The organism is Mycolicibacterium sp. TUM20985 (assembly GCF_030295745.1).
Lineage (GTDB): Bacteria > Actinomycetota > Actinomycetes > Mycobacteriales > Mycobacteriaceae > Mycobacterium.
In genome coordinates, this window is the sequence record NZ_AP027291.1 from 5,501,606 (window position 1) to 5,521,971 (window position 20,366).

Sequence of the window (20,366 nt, forward strand, 5' to 3'; positions counted from 1 at the left end):
GCCGGTTGCCGGCCCCAGTCCGGCAGCACCGTGGCGGGGCCCAACATACCCTCGTCGAGGCCCCCGGGACTGACCGCGACGGTGCGCGCGCGACGTCACAAACATGTCATAGTGGCGCCCGACGCCTGATCTTGGCACGGGAGGACAGCTACATGGGAACCGCCGAAGGACCGATCGACTCGGCCCCTCGATTCGCCATCGTCGGCTATGCGGCGCGTTTTCCGGGCGCCTCGGACGCCGACGCGTACTGGGACCTGCTGCGCGAGGGTCGCGAGGCAATATCGGAGGTACCGGGGGACCGGTGGAACGCCGACGACTTCTTCGATCCGGAACCAGGCGTGCCAGGCAAGATCGTCACCCGTCGGGCCGGTTTCGTCGACGACGTGACCGGGTTCGACGCGCCGTTCTTCGGCATGTCGACCCGCGAGGTCCGGCTGATGGACCCCCAGCACCGCATCCTGCTGGAGACCGCGTGGCGTGCCGTCGAGCATTCGGGCACGGCGCCAACGGCTTTGGCGAACACCAACACCGGCGTCTTCGTGGGTTTGGCCACCCACGACTACCTCGGAATGGCCTCCGACGAACTGACCTACCCCGAGATCGAGGCCTATCTGGCCATCGGGACGTCGAGCGCCGCGGCAGCGGGCCGGATCAGCTACCGACTGGGGCTCCAAGGCCCCGCCGTGGCCGTCGATACGGCGTGCAGCTCGTCCCTGGTGGCGATCCATCAGGCCTGCCAGGCATTGCGCTTGGGCGAATGCGACCTCGCACTGGCCGGCGGGGCGAACGTCCTGCTCAGCCCGGCCACCATGATCACGTTCTCCAGCGCGCACATGCTCGCGCCCGACGGCCGGTGCAAGACGTTCGACGCGGCCGCCGACGGCTACGTTCGGGGTGAGGGATGTGGCGTCATCCTCATCAAACGCCTCGATGACGCGATCGCCGACGGCGACCGCATTCGAGCCGTGATCCGCGGCAGCGCGGTCAACCAGGACGGCGCATCGGGTGGCTTGACCGTGCCGAACGGCGTCGCCCAGCAACGGGTCATCGCGGATGCGCTGACGCGCGCCGGCGTCCAGCCACGTGACGTCAGCTACCTCGAAGCCCACGGCACGGGGACAGCGCTCGGCGACCCGATCGAAGCCCAGGCCGCCGGCGCGGTCCTCGGCGCCGGACGCGAACCCGGCCAGCCGCTGTTGATCGGTTCGGCGAAGACGAACATCGGGCATCTGGAGGCCGCCGCGGGGATCGCGGGCGTCATCAAGGTCATCTTGTCGCTCGAGCACGAGACCCTGCCGAAGCATCTCAACTTCGAGAATCCCTCACCGCACATCCCGTGGGACCGCCTTCCGGTGGAGGTGGTGAGGGAGACCATCCCGTGGACGCGCGGCGAACGACCACGCATCGCCGGCGTCAGCTCGTTCGGGTTCGCCGGCACCAACGCGCACGTCGTCCTCGAAGAGGCGCCGGTGGCGTGCCAGCCCACCGAGGAGCCTGCTCCGGCCGAGCGGTTCAGCATCCTTCCGCTCTCCGCGCGGACGCCTGCCGCATTGACGCAGCTTGCCGCCCAGTACCGCGACTGGCTCAGCGCGCACCCCGAGGCCGCCCTGGCGGACGTGTGCTTCACCGCAGGCACCGGACGCGCGCACCAGGAGCACCGGGCCGCCCTGGTGGTCGATTCGCGAGAATCCGCCATCGAGCTACTCGGCGCGCTCGCCGACGACCGCCCGGCATCGGGGCTGGTCCGCGGAGAATCTCGGGAGACCCCGAAGACGGCGTGGCTCTTCACCGGTCAAGGCAGCCAGTACGCGGGCATGGCCAAGGAGTTGTACGACACCGAGCCGGTATTCGCCGAGACGCTGGACCGGTGCGCGGCGACGGTCGCCGACGTTCTCGCCGAACCGCTGCTGTCGGTGATCTTCGACCTCGATGACCCGGACCGGGGAGAGGCGCTGCGGCAGACCGCCTACGCCCAGCCCGCCCTGTTCGCGGTGGAGCTCGGGTTGGCCCGTCTCTGGCAGTCCTGGGGTCTCGAGCCGGACGTGGTCCTCGGCCACAGCGTCGGCCAGTACTCGGCGGCCTGCGTCGCCGGGGTGCTGAGCCTGGAGGACGGCGTGCGGCTGATGGCCGAGCGCGGTCGCCTGTTTGGCAGTCTGCCCGCGGGCGGCCGGATGGTGGCCGTGTTCACCGGCGCCCAGCGCGTGGAGAGCCTCACCGACGAGTACCCCACCCTGTCGGTCGCCGCGTACAACGGCGCCAACACCGTCCTGTCGGGACCCGTCGGGGATCTGCAGCAGGCGGTGGCCGCCTTGACTGCCGACGGTGTGCGCTGCGATTGGCTGGACACCAGCCATGCGTTCCACTCGGCGTTGCTGGACCCGATCCTCGATGAGTTCGAGTCATATGCCCAGAAATTCGATTACGCTGCGCCACAACGTGTTCTGATCGACAACCGCACCGGCCAGCAGCTCGGCTGGAGCGCGCGACTCGATGGCGCATATTGGCGTCGGCACGCGCGCCAACCGGTCCAGTTCGCGAAGAGCTTGCAGACCCTCGCCGCGCTGAACTGCAAGGTCCTCATCGAGATCGGCCCGCAACCGGTGCTCACCGCCACTGCGCTTCGGGCTTGGCCCGAGCCGACCACCGCACCTCGGGCGATCGCCTCGCTGCGCCAACGGGTCGCCGACCACCGACAGATCACCGAGGCCATCGCCGACGCCTACGTTCTCGGCCATCTGCCCAACTTCGGCGCATTGCAGCACGCCCCCGCGCGAAAGCTCGACCTCCCGACCTACCCGTTCGAACACCGGCACTACTCGTTCCGGGACGACCGCGAGCGCGTCGAGCGCCCCCAGTCCCTCGGCGGATCGAGCACCCGGTCGATCCGACTCCTCGAGGACGGCCGGATCGAAGAACTCGCGAATCTGCTGGGCGGTGCCGGTGACGACCCGCGCGTCCTGCAGGTGCTGACCGAGCTTGCGGCACAACACAACCAACAACGCGCGACCAAGGCGACGGCCGACGACCGCTACGAGATCCGCTGGGATGAGTCCCCCGCCCCGCTCTCCAGCGCGGGCGCTGGGGCGGGATCAACCGTCCTCCTCGTCGGCGAACGCTCCCCGGCACTGCAGCCACTGGTCGACCTGCTCACCGCGCGTAGGCAACGGCATCGGTTCGTCGGGTTGCCGACGTCCGACGCCGACGAGGACTCGCTCGCGGACACGCTGCGCGCTGCGGCAGACGACGATCCGACGATGCGCATCCTGCTCGTCGCCGCGGTGGATGCGGACCCGGAAACGGACCCCGCGCAATCACTGTCGCGGATGCAACACCACGTCCTGAGCGGGACCCGGCGACTGTTCCGCGCGGCGATGGCCGCCGCCCTGCGCACGCCCATCTGGCTGGTGACCCGTGGCGCACAGCACGTCACCGACACGGATACCGTCGTCCCCGAACAGAGTTCACTCTGGGGGTTCGGCCGCGCCGCGGCGCTGGAACTTCCGCAGGCATGGGGCGGGCTGGCAGATCTGGCGGACGGCGGCACCGACGAATGGTCTCGGCTCCTCGACCGGATCGTCATGCCGCAGGGCACCGCGCCGCGGGAAGATCAGATCGCCCTGCGCAAGCACACGGTCTACGTACCCCGACTGGTTCGGCGGGCCGGCCAGCCGACCGGTACGCCGCTGCACCTGCGAAGCGACGCAACGTATCTGGTGAGCGGTGGACTCGGCGCCATCGGCATGGAGATCGCCGACCATCTGGCCGCGCACGGCGCCGGACATCTGGTCCTGACCAGCCGACGCGCACCGGATGACGCCGTCCAACGGCGCATCGACGCGATGGCCGCGCGGCACGGTTGCGAGATCCGCGTGGTCCCCGCCGACGTGGCCGATGCCGATGACGTCGCCCGCCTGGCAGCAGACATGCAGGCCGAGCTGCCGCCGCTGGCCGGCATCGTGCACGCCGCGGGCGAGATCGGCATCACCCCGCTGAACACTCCGGACTTCACCGCCCAGCAAGCCGAGATGGACCGGCTGTTCACTGGAAAGGTCTGGGGTGCAATGCATCTGGGTGATCTCGCGGCAAATCTGAAACTTGACTTCTTCATCAGCACGTCCTCGATCGCCTCGGTGTGGGGCGGATTCGGGCAGACCGCCTACGCGGCGGCCAATGCGTTCCTCGACGGGCTGGCCGCACGCCTGCGCGAGCAGGGCGTCACCGCGACCAGCGTCAACTTCGGCCCCTGGTCGGCGGGTATGGCCGACGCGGAATCGCTTGCGCGACTCGAACAGCGCGGCGTCCGGGCCCTGTCGCCCACCGATGCGCTGGCAGGTCTCGCCGACGTGGTGTCGGCCTCCGCGGCAGGCGGGCCGGCGCACGCCGTGGTGGCCCGGATCGACTGGGCCCGCTTCCTGCCCCTGTACCAGCAGGCTGGCCGGCGAGCCTTCATGGCCGAGGTGGAGCGCGACGTTCCCGCCGAGCCGGCGGCCGTGGCGCCGTCAACGACCGGCTCCGGGAGGACGCAGCTGGTCGAACGGCTGGTGAACGCCCCCGTGCAGCAGCGCAAGCGACTTCTGACCGACTATCTCCGGGATGCGGTCGCAGAGATCACCCTGGTCGACGCCTCGGAGATCCGCGAGGACGCAGGCTTCTTCGACCTCGGCATGGATTCGCTGATGGCCGTGGAGATGCGGCGCCGCATCGAGGCGGGTGTCGGCAAGGAGGTTCCCATCACCGTGGTGATGGACCACCCCCGACTGTCCGACGTGGCCGACTACCTGCTCGGCGATGTGCTCGGACTTAGCGAGACCAGCGACGAGGCCGACCCCGGATCGATGTCCCCCGTGCCGACTCGCGCTGACGAACCGATCGCGATCGTCGCGGTGTCATGCCGCTTTCCCGGCGCACCCGACCCGGAGGCGTTCTGGGAGGTGCTGTTCGGTGGTGTCGACGCGATCCGCGAAGTGCCCGAGGACCGCTTCGACATCGACGAGTTCTACGACCCCGATCCCGACAGCCCGGGCAAGACCTACACGCGCTTCGGTGGATTCCTCGACGGGATAGACGGATTCGATCCGGAGTTCTTCGGCATCTCACCCCGCGAGGCGGTGTGGATCGAACCGCAGCAGCGCCTGACGCTCGAAACCGTCTGGGAGGGCCTCGAAAGGGCCGGGTACGCGCCGGCCTCGTTACGCGGCAGCCGCACCGGCATCTTCATGGGGGTGGCGGCCAACGAGTACGCGCATCTGCTGTCGGCCGGCTCGATCGACGAGATCGAACCACACTTCATCACGGGCAATGCGCTCAATGCCATCTCGGGCCGGGTCGCCTTCGCACTCGGTCTCGAGGGGCCGGCTGTCGCCGTCGACACCGCATGCAGCTCGGCGCTGGTCGCGGTACATCAGGCCGCCCAGGCGTTGCGCTTCGGCGATTGCGACATGGCGTTGGCTGGCGGGGTGAACGTCCTGCTCAGCCCGGTGACCATGGTTGCCGCATCGCGGGCGCGGATGCTCTCCCCCGTCGGGCGATGCAAGACCTTCGACGCCTCCGCCGACGGTTACGTGCGCAGTGAGGGCTGCGGCGTGCTGGTGCTGAAGAGGCTGAGCGACGCCGAGCGCGACGGTGATCGGATCTGTGCCGTCATCGCGAGCAGCGCGGTGAACCAGGATGGCGCCTCCAGCGGTCTGACGGTGCCCAACGGCGGTGCACAACAACGGCTCATCGGGACGGCGCTGGCCCGCGCCGGCCTGACCGGTGGTGACGTCGACTACCTCGAGGCGCACGGTACGGGAACTCCGCTCGGGGATCCGATCGAGGTTCGGGCGGCCGCGGCGGCCTACGGCGGCTCGCGCGACGCGGACCGACCGCTGCTGATGGGATCGGTGAAGTCCAACATCGGTCACACCGAGGCCGCCTCAGGGGCAGCGGGTCTGATCAAGGTCGTGTTATCGCTACAGCACGAGATGCTGCCGCAGAGCCTGCACTTCGAGAACCCGTCACCACACATTCCGTGGGACTCGCTGCCGGTGCGGGTGGTGGACGAGGCGCTTCCGTGGCATGCCAACGGCAGGCCACGGCGCGCCGGCGTCAGCTCCTTCGGCTTCACCGGGACCAACGCGCACGTGCTGATCGAGGAGGCCCCGACCCGGACGGTGGTGGCTACCGAGCCTGCGCCGGAGGCGCCGATCAACGTGCTGGCCCTGTCCGCGCGCTCACCAGAAGCACTGGCGGCGTTGGCACGTCGCTACGACACCTGGTTGAGCGTCCACCAGGACGTCGACCTCGCCGATGTGTGCAGTACCGCTGGGGCGGGCCGCTCGCATTTCGAGCATCGCGCCGCGCTGGTGGTGGATTCGGTTGCGACGGCCTGCGACGGCTTGGCCGAGCTGGCGGAGAATCGATTGCGCCCAGGTGTCGTCCGTGGCGAGCACGTGAACCATCCGACGACGGCGTGGTTGTTCACGGGTCAGGGCAGCCAGTACGCGGGCATGGCCCGTGAATTGTTCGACTCAGAACCGGTCTTCGCCGAGACGGTGACGCGCTGCGCGGAAGCGGTCGCGGACATCGTGTCGCGTCCCTTGCTCGAGGTGATGTTCTCCACCGATCAGGAGAACGGCGCCAAGGCCGGTGAGGCGTTGCGACACACGTCGTTCGCCCAGCCGGCCCTGTTCGCCGTCGAGATGGGTCTGGCCCGGCTGTGGCAGTCCTGGGGCATGGAACCCGATGTGGTGCTGGGGCACAGCGTCGGTCAGTATGCCGCGGCATGTGTGGCTGGAGTATTCAGCCTCACCGACGGCGCCCGCTTGATCGCCCAGCGCGGCAGGTTGTTCGGCAGCCTCCCCCCAGGCGGGCGAATGGTGGCGGTGTTCACCGACGCCGCGCAGGTCGAGCAGATCGCCGGTGAGTACCCACGGGTGTCGGTCGCCGCGTACAACGGGCCCAACACCGTGCTGTCGGGTCCGGGCGAGGACCTAGAAGGCGTCGTCGCCAGATTCTCCGACGAGGGAATCCGCTGTACGTGGCTGCAGACGAGTCACGCCTTCCACTCCGAACTGCTGGAGCCGGTGCTCGACGAATTCGAGTCCTACGCAGCGCAGCTGCGATTCGCGGCACCCACGTTGCCGTTGGTGTGCAACCGCACCGGGGCCGTGCTGTCGCCCCAGACCCCGCTCGACGCCCCGTATTGGCGTCGCCATTCGCGCCAGCCGGTGCAGTTCGCCGAGAGCGTGCGCACCGTGGCGGCGCTGGGCTGCTCGGTGTTGGTGGAGATCGGTCCGCAGCCGGTGTTGACCGCGGCCGCGGTACAGGTCTGGCCAGAGCACCTGGCGGCGCCGCGAGCGGTCCTGTCGCTGCGCAAGGGCGTCGGCGACCGCCGTCAGATCGCCGATGCCGTGGCTGCCGCCTACGTCGGCGGCCACCAACTCGACTTCGCCGCACTGAATCGTCGGCCCGATGGCAGACGACTCGAGTTGCCCACCTATCCGTTCCAGCGCCGCCGCTTCTGGCCCAAGTCGTCCGGACTCGCCGGATCCCACGCCAACGGTGCCTCGGTGTCCGGAATCCTTGGCAGTGCCAAGGATCTCGCGTCCGGTGACTCCGTCTACACGAGTCGGCTCTCGGTGAAGTCGCAGCCATGGCTCTCCGACCACGTCATCTATGGCACCGTCGTCGTCCCCGGCGCGACGTATGCGGCGATGGCGCTGGCTGCGGTCGGTACCCCGGCACGGGCGAAGGACGTCTTCTTCTACGAGCCGATCATTCTGCCCGAGAAGGCTTCTCGCGAGGTGCAGCTGACCCTGCATCCATTACAGGGCGGCGAGTCTCGGTTCCAAGTGCACAGTCGCGCCTACGGTGAACGCGATGCCGAGTGGTCGTTGAACGCCGAGGGCGTCGTGGCCACCGGTATCTCCGACGAGCAGGCCGACGAGTCACCCGAGCCCGTCGACGAGGCGATCGAGCGCCTTGACCGCATGCGTCCGCAGGACCTGTTCGAGACCTTCGCCGACCTCGAGCTGGCATGGGGGCCGAACTGGTCGGGTTCGCTGAAGTCGCTGTGGCTCGGCGAAGGCGAAGCGATCGGCGACATCCTGGTCGGCGACGAACTCGCCGAACACCTCGGCACCGAGCCGATGCACCCGGTGCTGATGGACCTGTGCACCGGTGTCGCCTTCCCCGCCTTCCCGGCCCTGCTCGCAGCAGAGCAGGGGATCAACGATCTTTTCCTGCCCCTGCGGTACGGCGAGGTGACGCTGCGGGAGAAGATGCCGCGACGGTTCTACTGCCGCGCCCGGTGGCACCGCGGCGGTCTCGACAGTGAGACCCAGGTGTTCGACCTCGACTTCCTCGACCGAGATGGCCGTCAGCTTGGCGGGATTCGCGACTTCACCGTCAAGCGCGCACCCCGCGAGGCATTGCTACGCGGCCTCGGCGGCGATGCCACCCGACTGCTCTACACCCTCGGCTGGCACGAGGTGCCTGCGTCGAGCGGTGACGGCGGCAGCGTCGGGACAGGGAACGGCACCTGGCTGATCGCCGGGTTCGACGAACTGGCCGCCAAGGTGCCCGGGTGCATTGCGTTGGATCGCGACGTCGACCCGACGCTCCTGGGCCAGGTGTTGACGCAGGCACACGAACGCGGATGCGGGTTCTCCGGAGTCGTCTGGCGGAGCGCGCCAGCGGGGGCGAGCACCGATGTCTCGGCGCGCCTCGAGACCGAGATCGCCAACCTGCTCAGCGCCGTACACACCGTGCAGGGCGGTCAGGTGAAGCTGCCCGGCGGGCTGTGGATCGTCACCGAGCAGGCGGTCGCCACCGAATCCGGCGAGCCGGTCGACCCGGTGCAGGCGGCGCTGTGGGGATTCGGCCGCACCGCGATCAACGAGGAGCCGACGCTACGCTGCAGACTGCTCGACTGCGATGGCTCCGACGAGGCCGCCGACGCGGTGGCCAGCCTGTTGGCCAACCCGGTCGACGAGCCGGAACTCGCTCTGCGGCAAGGAAAGCTGTTGGCCTCGCGGATGTTGCCATGGGCCCGCAGCGGTCATCTCACCGTCCCGCGGGCGGGCGATTACGTGCTCGCGCCCACCGAGCGCGGAGCGATCGACAACCTGCGGCTGACCGAAGCGGACGTGCCGCCGCCCGGTGAGGGTTACGTGCAGGTCCGGGTCGAGGCCGCTGGCCTCAACTTCCGTGACGTCCTCAACGTCCTCGGTCTCTACCCCGGCGATCCGGGCCCGATCGGCGGGGACTTCGCGGGCGTCGTCACACAGGTCGGTGATGAGACCTCCGGACTCGAGGTGGGCCAGCGCGTCTACGGTTCCATGCAGGGCGCGTTCGCCACGCGATTCAACGTGCCCGCCCCGTTCCTGGCGCCGATCCCGGACGGGGTCAGCGCGGTGGAGGCCGCGACGATTCCCGCTGCGGCGCTGACCGTTCGACTGTCGTTCGACTGGGCTCGGCTGAAGCCGGGCGACAAGGTGCTGATCCACGCCGCCAGCGGTGGCGTCGGTCTGGCGGCCGTGCAGATGGCGCAGCAGTGCGGTGCCACGGTCTTCGCCACGGCCAGCACTTTCAAGCGTGCGACGCTACGCAAGCTGGGCGTGAAGTACGTATATGACTCGCGCTCAACCGATTTCGCCGACCAGATCCTCGCCGACACCGACGGGGTCGGCGTAGACGTGGTGCTGAACAGCCTCACCAGTGAGGGCTTCATCGACGCGACGCTGAAGGCCACCGCCCCGAACGGCCGCTTCGCCGAGATCGCCAAACGTGACATCTGGACCCACCAGCGGATGGCCGAAGCTCGTCCCGACATCGCCTACGAGATCGTGGCGTTGGACACGGTGATGCTCACCGAACCCGAGCGCATCCGCGCACTGTTGACCGAGGTGTCCGACGGTTTGGCCGCAGCTGTCGACTCCTCGCGCAAGCGCTCGTCGGTGGCCGAGTGGACGCCACTGCCCGCCGAGATCTACCCGCTGACCGAGGCGAGGGCCGCGTTCCGCCGCATGCAGCAGGCGCGACACATCGGGAAGATCGTGGTGCAGATACCGACTCCGCTCTCACCGCGGCCGGATCGCAGCTACTTGATCACGGGCGGACTCGGCGCGATCGGCCTGCACACGGCGTCGTATCTGGCTCAACTTGGCGCCGGTGACATCGTGCTGACCAGCCGACGCGCTCCCGATGCCGACGCCCAGCAGGCAATCGCGCAGATCACCGAGCGCCACGGGTGCCGCGTCCACGTGTTCGCGGCCGACGTCGGCGACGAGTCCGAGGTGGCGGAGCTGCTGGTGCGCATCCGGGCGGAGTCGTCGCCACTGGCCGGAGTGGTGCATCTCGCGGGCGTGCTCGACGATGCGCTGCTATCGCAACAGAGCCTGGAGCGGTTCCGAACGACGTTGACGCCCAAGGCCTTCGGCGCGTGCCACCTGGATCGTTTGACCAAGGATGACGAGTTGGACTTCTTCGTCGTGTCGTCCTCGGTGTCCGCCCTGTTCGGTTCGCCAGGGCAGTCGAACTACGCGACGGCCAACGCGATGCTCGATGGCCTGGTTGCGCAGCGACGGTCCAGGGGCCTGCCCGCCACCGGCGTGAACTTCGGGCCGTGGGCTCAGGGCGGCATGGCCTCGTCGGCGGCCGCAACCGCCAACATCGGTGCCCAAGGCCTGATTCCGCTGGAGCCCTCGGCGGCGCTGAGCGCCCTCGCCGAGGTCGTCGCGAACGGCACCGGCCAGGCCACCGTCATCAAGGCCAACTGGCAGCGTGCCGCCAAGGTGCTCGGCAGCACGAGGCCACCGATCCTCGACCTCATCCTGCCGAGGGCCGCCGGCGAGGTGAACGGTGACAGCGAGTTGCTCAAGCAGCTTCACGAGATACCGGCGGCCCAGCGCGCCGGTTTCGTGACCGAGTTCCTCCAGCAGGAGGTGCAGACCTTCCTTCGGCTCGCGGCACCTCCGGTGGCGACCAGTCGTTTCCTCGACCTCGGCACGGACTCGTTGATGGCGATCGAACTCCGCAACCGGTTGCACAGCCAGTTCGGCGGTGCGTTCACGATCGAAGCGACGGCGGTATTCGACTACCCGACCATCGGGGGACTCGCCGACTACCTCGTCGGACAGCTGCCCGACGCGGAGCCGACCGCCTAGGCCCAGCGGGTCGCCTCGACCGCGTCGGCCAGCGGGGTGTGCAGCGGCACGTCGAGACCGTCGTAGATGCCGGCCTTCTGCGTCGCCAGCCATTCGATCGCGCCGAGCAACCGGTTGGCGGCCGTGGTGTTGCCCCCATCTGCGCGGGTGCCGCCGGGAACGTCGGCCCGGCTGACGATCGTCAGTTGCGGGTCGCCATCGATGACTACGCGATGATCCCCTACCCCCTCATCGGGCTGCGGCCAGTGCGGGGCACACGCCGGATCGATCCGGGTGATGTGGTCGACGACGATGCGCTGCTTGCCGTCGGCCCAGCCGATGATCTTGAGCCAGAACGCACCCTGCGTGCCCTGCGCGAAGTGACCCATCACGTTGTCCACCGACGCCTCGAGCGGCAGTCGTTCGACGGTCTCGGTGATGTCGTCGATCTCCAGGCCCAGCCCACGGCCGATCAAGCGGATGTTGCCGCCCCAGACCATGGTCGGCACCGACGGCAGCAGCATCATCGGAACGTCGTCCATCGAGCCCCCAAACCCGCAGCTCACCCGCACGGCGTGGGGTTGGTCGTAGGTCGAGTAGTCGAAGATCTCCTGGCAGTAGATCGTCTTGATGCGCGTACACAGCCCGGCGGCCATCACCGCGAGGGCGTCGTTGGCCCAGCCCGGGTCGACGCCACTGACCAACAGGGTGGAAGCCCCTTCCTCGGCGGCTGCAGTCAGGCGCTCAACCCACTCCTGCGGCGCCGACCGGGGGTCGTAGAGGGAGTAGAGCGAAGGGGTCACGACGTGGGCGCCTGCGCGCAGGCAGCGCTCGATGTCGGCCAGTGCGTCGTCGGGACGGATGTCGCCGGATGCCATGTAGGCCACCGCGTCGCAGGACGCCAACGCCGCGTCCACGTCCCTGGTCGCGACGATGCCGGTGTCGGCATCGAGGCCGGCGAACGTCGCCGCGTCCCGGCCCGCCTTGTCCTCCGAGGACGTGATGATGCCGACCAGGCTCAGCCCGGGAAACGCCAGTGCCGACCGGATCGCCGTGGCCCCCATGTTGCCCGTTCCCCATACCACCACACGTCTCATTGGCCCCACCCTAATGGCATGCTGAGCCCACTCGTGGCAGACATCACAAACCTGCAAAAGGGCAGCTCAGAATATGTGGGCGACGGCCAATCGCGGCCCAATCAACCGTCGGGTTGGTTAGCCAGCACAAATTTGCTCGACACCGCTATGCGATCAAGTTACCAGCCGGTATAGTTGGCTGCAGTTACTGGTGGGTAACTTAGCCCAAGTACCCAACCGAAGACGGAATCTCATCGAGGAGACATCGTGAGCCATTACAAGAGCAACGTCCGTGACCAGGAATTCAACCTGTTCGAGGTCTTCGGCTTGGACAAGGTGCTCGGCGAAGGCGCGTACAGCGATCTCGACGCCGATACCGCCCGCGAGATGCTGGCCGAGATCACCCGGTTGGCCGAGGGCCCGATCGCCGAGTCGTTCGCCGACAGCGACCGCAACCCGCCCGTCTTCGACCCCGAAACGCACACGGTGCACCTGCCGGAGCCCTTCAAGAAGTCCGTACGCACCATCATCGATGGCGGCTGGGACAAGATCGGCCTCGCCGAGGAGCTCGGCGGCATGCCGATGCCCCGCGCGCTGCAGTGGGCCCTGATGGAGCACGTCCTCGGCGCCAACCCGGCCGTGTACATGTACTCGATGGGTGCGGGCTTCGCCAGCATCTTCTACAACCAGGCCACCGAAGAGCAGAAGAAGTGGGCCATCCTGGCCTCCGAGCGCGGCTGGACCTCGACGATGGTGCTCACCGAGCCCGACGCCGGGTCCGACGTCGGCGCCGGCCGCACCAAGGCCACCCAGCAGCCCGACGGCACGTGGCACATCGACGGCGTCAAGCGCTTCATCACCTCCGGTGACGCCGACGACATCGGCGAGAACATCCTGCACCTGGTGCTGGCCCGCCCCGAGGGCGCAGGCCCCGGCACCAAGGGTCTGTCGCTGTTCTTCGTGCCGAAGTACCACTTCGACTTCGAGACCGGCGAGCCCGGCGAGCGCAACGGCGCCTTCGTCACCAACGTCGAGCACAAGATGGGCCTCAAGGTCTCCGCGACGTGCGAGCTGTCGCTCGGCCAGCACGGCGTCCCCGCCGTCGGTTGGCTCGTCGGTGAGGTGCACAACGGCATCGCGCAGATGTTCGAGGTCATCGAGCAGGCCCGAATGATGGTGGGCACCAAGGCCATCGCCACGCTGTCGACCGGTTACCTCAACGCACTCGAGTACGCCAAGACCCGCGTCCAGGGTGCCGACCTGACCCAGATGACCGACAAGGCCGCGCCGCGCGTGACCATCACGCACCACCCCGACGTGCGCCGGTCTCTCATGACCCAGAAGGGCTACGCCGAGTCGCTTCGTGCGCTGTACCTGTACACCGCGACGTTCCAGGACGCCGAAGTGGCCAAGGCCGTCCACGGGGTGGACCCCGAACTGGCCGGCAAGATCAACGATCTGCTTCTGCCGATCGTCAAGGGTGTCGGCTCCGAGCAGGCCTACGCCAAGCTCACCGAGAGCCTGCAGACCTTCGGTGGATCCGGCTTCCTGCAGGACTACCCGGTCGAGCAGTACATCCGCGATGCCAAGATCGACTCGCTGTACGAAGGCACCACCGCCATCCAGGCGCAGGACTTCTTCTTCCGGAAGATCGTCCGCGACAAGGGTGTTGCGCTGGGCTACATCGCGAACGAGATCGAGCAGTTCGTCAAGAACGAGTCGGGCAACGGCCGGCTCAAGGCCGAGCGCGAGCTCCTCGCGACCGCCTTGGCGGACGTGCAGGGCATGGCTGCCACGCTGACCGGCTACCTGATGTCGGCACAGGAGGATTCGGCCAGCATCTACAAGGTCGGCCTCGGCTCGGTGCGCTTCCTCATGAGCGTCGGCGACCTGGTCCTCGGCTGGCTGCTGCAGAAGCAGGCTGCCGTCGCCATCGCCGCCCTCGACCAGGGTGCCAGCGCCGCGGACAAGTCCTTCTACGAGGGCAAGATCGCCGTCGCGTCGTTCTTCGCGAAGAGCTTCCTGCCGCTGTTGACCAGCACCCGCGTGGTGCTAGACAACATCGACACCGAGGTGATGGAGCTCGACGAAGCTTCCTTCTAAGTCTCTCCCCGCCGACTGGCCACTTGTCACACGTGAATCGCGAATTTGCGTGAGGTAAGTGGCCATTCGCGTGTTCAGCCGTCGAGGCTGCGCAGCACCGCGCGGGTGCGGGCCCGGCCCTCGGCCGACGCGTCGAAGGTGGCGGCGACGTACTCGTCGACTCCGGCCGCACGCAATTCGGCCAAGCGGTCCTTCACCGTCGCCTCGTCGCCGATGATCGCCGCGTCCTCGGGCCCGGCATAGCCCTCGCGGTCGAGCATGGCGCGGTAGGACGGAAGCATCCCGTACATCGCGAACTGTTCGGCTGCCTGCTTGCGGGCGTCGTCTACGTCGTCGGTGACGCTCACGGGAAGCGCTGCCACCACCCGCACCTCGTCCTCCCGGCGGCCCGCATCCGCGGCCGCCTGGCGCAGCGTCGGGCCGACGTGGTCCTCGAGGGTCTTGGGCCCCGTCATCCAGGTGCACGTGCCCGCCGTGCGACGACCCGCGATCCTGAGCAACTGCGGCCCGAGCGCCGCGACGTAGACGTCGGGTCGCGGCGCACCGGCGATCACCAACGCGCCGCGGGTGGTGAGGATCTCGCCTTCCGCGGACGCGGGCTCACCCGCCAGGAGCGGCAGCAGGCCGTCGAGGAATTCGTTCAGTCTGCGCACCGGCCGGTCCCACGGGATGCCCCACATGCCCTCGGTGACGGCCTGATGCGTCATGCCGAGACCGAGGATCAACCGGCCGTGCGAGACGAGGCTGACGGTCAGCGCTCGCTGCGCCATCTGCATCGGGTGCTGATTCTGAATGGGGACGACCCCGGTGGCCACCTCGATGTCGCCGACCTCGCGCAGGGCGACCGCCAGGACGGTGAGAAGGTCTGGCTCGTAGGGCAATTGGCTCATCCACAGCCGCCCGAAGCCCTCCTCGCGCAACTGTGCGAGGTTCTGCACGCAGGCCTCGACGGGATCTCCGATACCTGGGCCACTGAGTTGGCCGAACATGCTGATCTGCATGGTCACATCGAACCATGCGCCGATCCCGTTCCACGTCCTGTTCAATGACGGGCATGACCACCGAGGCAGCCCGACTCCAGAACTTCGGGCCCAACTGGTTCGCGTCTGTGATGGGCACCGGGATCGTGGCGACCGCGGGGGTCACGCTGCCGGTCCACGTGCCCGGGCTGCACGTGTTCACCAGGATCGTGTGGGTCGCGGCCGCCGTGCTCCTGGTCATCCTGCTGGTGGCGGTGACCGTGCAGTGGTTCCGCCACCCGACCGTGGCCCGGGCCCATTCGCGGAACCCGCAGATGGCGCACTTCTACGGCGCGGCGCCGATGGCGTTGATGACGGTCGGGTCGGGAGCCATCCTGATCGGCAAGGACCTGATCGGTGAACGGCTCGCCGTCGACCTGGACTGGATCCTCTGGACGGCGGGCACCCTCGGCGGCCTATTCACGGCGCTGACCATTCCGTTCCTGATGTTCACCCAGCTCAACGTCGAACCCGACGCGGCCTTCGGCGGCTGGCTGATGCCCATCGTGCCGCCGATGGTGTCCGCGGCCTCCGGCGCACTGCTGATCCCGCACATGGCGCCAGGTACCGGCCGCACCACGATGCTCTACGGCTGCTACGCGCTGTTCGGGCTGTCGCTGATCGCGGCGCTGATCATCATCAGCATGATCTGGAGTCGGTTGGCGCTGTACGGCACCTCGGGCACGGCGCGGGTGCCGACGCTGTGGATCGTGTTGGGCCCCTTGGGCCAGGGCATCACGGCCGCCGGGCTGCTGGGAACCCAGGCGGCCCTCGCGGTGTCACCGGAGCTGGCGTCGGGCATGGCGGTATTCGCCGTCCTGTTCGGGGTGCCCGTGTGGGGTTTTGCCGTGCTGTGGATCGCGTTGGCCACCGCGCTCACGGTCCGCACGCTGCGCCGCGGCATGCCGTTCGCGCTGACGTGGTGGAGCCTGACGTTCCCCGTCGGCACCTTCGTGACGGGGACGACGCAGCTGGCGGTACACACCGGTCTGCCCGCGTTCCAATGGGCGGCGGTGATGGCCTTCGTCGGCCTGCTGTGCACCTGGGGCCTCGTCGCCACGCGAACCGCCCGCGGCAGCGTCGGCGGCAGCCTGTTCGTGCCGCCGCCCAACGCCGGGCCGGTGAAGGCGGTGAAGGATCCGCCTGCGGCCAGACCCTAAGCCGCCTGGTGTGCGTACAGATCGCGAAAATCCGCGTAGACCGATGTGAACACGATCTCACCGCACACTAGGCGCCGACCGGCAACGAGGACGCCCCGTGTTGCCGTCGGGTCGGGGGGTCAGACGGCAACACGGAGCTACCCGAATATCGACGCTCCGCGAGGGACCGTTACACCCGGGACTCAGGCCTCCAGAATCGCCGTCACACCCTGGCCGCCGGCCGCGCAGATCGAGATGAGACCGCGGACCGGCCGGCCCGTCTCCGCCTTCTTCTCGGCGAGCTGCTTGGCCAGCTGCGCGACGATGCGCCCACCGGTCGCGGCGAACGGGTGACCCGCGGCCAGCGATGAACCGTTGACGTTCAGCTTGGCGCGGTCGATGGAGCCCAGGGCGGAATCCAAGCCGAGTCGCTCCTTGCAGTACTCGTCGGACTCCCATGCCGCGAGCGTGGCGAGCACGACCGACGCGAAGGCCTCGTGGATCTCGTAGAGGTCGAAGTCCTGCAGCGTCAACCCGTTTCGGGCCAGCAGCCGCGGCACCGCGTACGTCGGAGCCATCAGCAGGCCGTCGTCACCGTTGACGTAGTCGACCGCGGCCGTTTCGCCGTCGACGAAGTAGGCCAGCACCGGGAGCTTGCGTTCGGCCGCCCACTCCTCGGTCGAGAGCAGCGCCACCGACGCACCATCGGTCAACGGGGTCGAGTTGCCCGCCGTCATGGTCGCGTCGCCGTTCTTGACGCCGAAGACCGGCTTCAGCTTGGCGAGTTTCTCGGCCGTGGAGTCGGCACGGAGGTTGTTGTCGCGGTACACACCGAGGAACGGACTGACGAGATCGTCGAAGAAACCGCGGTCGTAGGCGGCGGCCATGTTCTGGTGGCTGGCCGCGGCGAGGACGTCCTGGTCGACACGCTTGACGCCCATCTCCTTGGCGGTCACGGCCGCGTGCTCGCCCATCGACATGCCGGTCCGGGGTTCACCGTTGGTGGGGATCTCGACGCCGATCGCGGCGGGCAGCTTCCCGACGAGCTTCAGCCGGTCGACGTTGGACTTGGCGCGGCGCAGCCCCAGCAGCACGCGGCGGAGGTCGTCGCCGAAGGCGATGGGCGCGTCCGAGGTGGTGTCCACGCCGCCTGCGATGCCGGACTCGTACTGGCCGAGTGCGATGCCGTTGGCCACGGCGATGGTCGACTGAAGACCGGTGCCGCACGCCTGCTGCAGGTCGTAGGCCGGCGTGTAGGGCGACAACGCGCTGCCCAGCACGCATTCACGCATCAGGTTGAAGTCACGGCTGTGCTTGAGCACCGCGCCTCCGACGACGGCGCCCATGCGCTCGCCCTCGAGGCCGAACCTCTCGACGAGGCCCCCGAGTGCGGCGGTGAACATGTCCTGATTCGACGCGTTGGCGTACGCGCCGTCGGAACGCGCGAAGGGAATCCTGTTGCCGCCGAGGATGGCGACTCGACGGGTTGCCTTGTTGGGGGACTGCGTGTCGGCCACGTTCATCTCCGTTGCTTGAATGTGGTTGGTCGGTGTCGGGGGTCATACTACCCACGGTTCTTACTCTCGAGTAAGTTCGTAACCGATGTGACAGCGTCACCCCATAAATGGGGTACCCCTCGTCCGAACGCATTACCCGTTTCGTCTCGAAAGGCAGCTCAGTGGCTTCCGACCTGTTCTCCCAAGTGGTCAATTCCGGTCCCGGGTCATTCCTGGCCAAGCAACTCGGCGTTCCGCAGCCGGAAACGCTGCGCCGCTACCGCGAGGGTGAACCGCCGCTCGCGGGGCCGCTGCTGATCGGCGGTGAGGGCCGCGTCGCCGAGCCGCTGCGCACCGCCCTCGCTGAGGACTACGACCTGGTCGGGGACAACCTCGGGGGCCGCTGGGCCGACTCCTTCGGCGGACTGGTCTTCGACGCCACCGGCATCACCACCCCCGAGGGCCTCAAGGCGCTGCGCGACTTCTTCACCCCGCTGCTGCGCAACGTCGGTCACAGCGGCCGCATCGTCGTCATCGGCACCACTCCCGATCAGACCGGCAGTGTCGATGAGCGCATCGCCCAGCGCGCGCTGGAGGGTTTCACCCGATCACTGGGCAAGGAACTGCAGCACGGCGCCACCGTCGGCCTGGTCTACCTGGCGGCCGATGCCAAGCCCGCCGCGACGGGTATCGAGTCGACCGTGCGCTTCCTGCTGTCGGCGAAGTCCGCGTATGTGGACGCGCAGGTGTTCTACGTCGACGGCCAGGACTCGGCGCCGCCGGCCGACTGGGACAAGCCGCTGGCGGGCAAGGTCGCGCTGGTGACCGGCGCGGCCAGGGGCATCGGCGCCGAGATCGCGAGGGTGTTCGCCCGCGACGGCGCCAAGGTGGTCGCCATCGACGTCGACGGGGCAGCGGAGGCGCTGGCGGAGACGGCGACGAAGGTGGGCGGCACGGCGTTGGCCCTCGACGTCACCGCCGCCGATGCCGTCGACCGCATCACCGAGCACCTGCGCGAGCACTATGACGGCCATGCCGACGTGCTGGTCAACAATGCCGGCATCACCCGCGACAAACTGCTGGCCAACATGGACGATGCCCGCTGGGATTCGGTCGTCGCCGTCAATCTCCTTGCGCCGCAACGACTCGCCCAGGGCCTAGTGGACAACGGCAGCATCGAGGGAGGCGGTCGCATCATCGGGCTCTCGTCCATGGCGGGCATCGCAGGCAATCGCGGCCAGACCAACTACGCCGCCACCAAGGCGGGCATGATCGGCATGACCCAGGCCCTGGCCCCGGTGTTCGGCGAGAAGGACATCACGATCAACGCGGTCGCCCCGGGGTTCATCGAAACCAAGATGACCGAGGCGATCCCGCTGGCCACGCGCGAGGTGGGACGTCGACTCAACTCGCTGTATCAGGGCGGCCAGCCCGTCGACGTCGCCGAGGCGATCGCCTACTTCGCCAGCCCCGCGAGCAATGCCGTCACCGGCAACACGATTCGCGTGTGCGGCCAGGCCATGTTGGGGGCGTGAGATGGAACAACCCAGCGGGCGCAAGAACATGCTGTTGGCCGCTGCGGGCGCGTTGCCCTTCGTCACGCGCGGCGACACCGTCCCCGACCGGAAGATCACCGTCGACGACATCGCGATCGACCCGGCGAACGTCGCCGAGTACGCCGCGGTGACGGGGTTGCGGTTCGCTGACGCCGTTCCGCTGACCTACCCGTTCGCGTTGACGTTCCCCACGGTGATGTCGTTGGTCAGCGGGTTCGACTTTCCCTTCGCCGCAATGGGTTCGGTGCACGTCGAGAACCGCATCACCCGGTACCGGCCCATCGCCGTCACCGACACGGTAAGCGTCGAGGTGCACGCGGAGAATCTGAGGGAGCACCGCAAGGGCCTTCTGGTGGACCTCATCACCGATGTCAGCGTCGGCAACGAGACGGCGTGGCACCAGGTGACGACCTTTCTGCATCAGCAGCGGACCAGCCTGTCCGACGAGCCGAAACCGGAGCAGCCGAAGCGAAAGAAGCTCCCGCCGCCGAATGCGGTGCTACACATCACGCCCGGCCAGATCCGTCACTACGCGTCGATCGGCGGTGACCACAACCCGATCCACACCAGTTCCCTCGGGGCGAAGCTGTTCGGTTTCCCCACCTCGATCGCTCACGGAATGTTCAGCGCCGCAGCAGTTTTGGCGAACATTGAGGGGCAACTTCCGAGCGCCGTCGAGTACTCGGTGCGCTTCGGCAAGCCGGTGCTGCTACCCGCTCGCGTCGGCCTCTACGTCGATCGCGTGGCCGGCGGCTGGGAGTTGGTGCTGCGCAATCTGAGTAAGGGCTACCCGCACCTGACGGCGTCGGTGACCGCGCTCTAGACGTCGCCGGGAGTTGTCGTACCCCTCT

General features: G+C 68.3%; 8 protein-coding genes. 5 read left to right on the forward strand and 3 right to left on the reverse strand.

The features are described 5' to 3' along the window. Positions 1 to 152: 152 nt before the first annotated feature. Positions 153 to 11,147, forward strand: coding sequence for a type I polyketide synthase (locus tag QUE68_RS26820; protein ID WP_286274696.1), 10,995 nt, complete (start codon positions 153 to 155; stop codon positions 11,145 to 11,147). Here QUE68_RS26820 and QUE68_RS26825 read toward each other — a convergent pair. Then, positions 11,144 to 12,223, reverse strand: coding sequence for an NAD(P)H-dependent amine dehydrogenase family protein (locus QUE68_RS26825; protein ID WP_284229685.1), 1,080 nt, complete (start codon positions 12,221 to 12,223; stop codon positions 11,144 to 11,146). The two genes, QUE68_RS26820 and QUE68_RS26825, sit on opposite strands and share 4 nt — an antisense overlap. 246 nt (positions 12,224 to 12,469) lie before the next feature. On the opposite strand from QUE68_RS26825, the gene QUE68_RS26830 reads away from it, so the two are divergent. Further along, positions 12,470 to 14,305, forward strand: coding sequence for an acyl-CoA dehydrogenase (locus tag QUE68_RS26830; protein ID WP_284229686.1), 1,836 nt, complete (start codon positions 12,470 to 12,472; stop codon positions 14,303 to 14,305). A 74-nt stretch (positions 14,306 to 14,379) separates the two neighbouring features. Here QUE68_RS26830 and QUE68_RS26835 read toward each other — a convergent pair whose 3' ends face one another. Further along, a complete protein-coding gene (locus QUE68_RS26835; protein WP_284234181.1) occupies positions 14,380 to 15,306 on the reverse strand; it encodes a TIGR03564 family F420-dependent LLM class oxidoreductase in 927 nt (308 codons plus the stop codon). A 44-nt stretch (positions 15,307 to 15,350) separates the two neighbouring features. Here QUE68_RS26835 and QUE68_RS26840 point away from each other — a divergent pair, with 44 nt between their 5' ends. Next, entirely contained in the window at positions 15,351 to 16,484 is a 1,134-nt protein-coding gene (locus tag QUE68_RS26840; RefSeq protein ID WP_455012597.1) for a TDT family transporter, read from the forward strand. Between the two features lie 182 nt (positions 16,485 to 16,666). On the opposite strand, the gene QUE68_RS26845 is transcribed toward QUE68_RS26840, so the two are convergent. Then, positions 16,667 to 17,986, reverse strand: a complete 1,320-nt coding sequence (locus tag QUE68_RS26845; protein WP_286274698.1) for an acetyl-CoA C-acetyltransferase — start codon at positions 17,984 to 17,986, stop codon at positions 16,667 to 16,669. A 101-nt stretch (positions 17,987 to 18,087) separates the two neighbouring features. Between QUE68_RS26845 and QUE68_RS26850 the strand changes: the two genes are divergently transcribed. Together QUE68_RS26850 and QUE68_RS26855 are read left to right on the forward strand one after the other, a co-directional pair. After that, entirely contained in the window at positions 18,088 to 19,494 is a 1,407-nt protein-coding gene (locus QUE68_RS26850; protein WP_284229693.1) for a 3-oxoacyl-ACP reductase, read from the forward strand. Position 19,495: 1 nt separating this feature from the next. Next, positions 19,496 to 20,338 carry a MaoC/PaaZ C-terminal domain-containing protein gene (locus QUE68_RS26855; protein ID WP_286274699.1) on the forward strand — a complete coding sequence of 281 codons (843 nt, stop codon included), beginning with the start codon at positions 19,496 to 19,498 and terminating at the stop codon, positions 20,336 to 20,338. The last annotated feature ends 28 nt before the right edge of the window (positions 20,339 to 20,366 follow it).

Bases quoted from the DNA above. Each gene is read 5' to 3' on its own strand.
- QUE68_RS26820 (WP_286274696.1), top strand. From the start codon at position 153: ATGGGAACCGCCGAAGGACCGATCGACTCGGCCCCTCGATTCGCCATC.
- QUE68_RS26825 (WP_284229685.1), bottom strand. From the start codon at position 12,223: ATGAGACGTGTGGTGGTATGGGGAACGGGCAACATGGGGGCCACGGCG.
- QUE68_RS26835 (WP_284234181.1), bottom strand. From the start codon at position 15,306: ATGCAGATCAGCATGTTCGGCCAACTCAGTGGCCCAGGTATCGGAGAT.
- QUE68_RS26840 (WP_455012597.1), top strand. From the start codon at position 15,351: ATGACGGGCATGACCACCGAGGCAGCCCGACTCCAGAACTTCGGGCCC.
- QUE68_RS26845 (WP_286274698.1), bottom strand. From the start codon at position 17,986: ATGAACGTGGCCGACACGCAGTCCCCCAACAAGGCAACCCGTCGAGTC.
- QUE68_RS26850 (WP_284229693.1), top strand. From the start codon at position 18,088: ATGGGGTACCCCTCGTCCGAACGCATTACCCGTTTCGTCTCGAAAGGC.
- QUE68_RS26855 (WP_286274699.1), top strand. From the start codon at position 19,496: ATGGAACAACCCAGCGGGCGCAAGAACATGCTGTTGGCCGCTGCGGGC.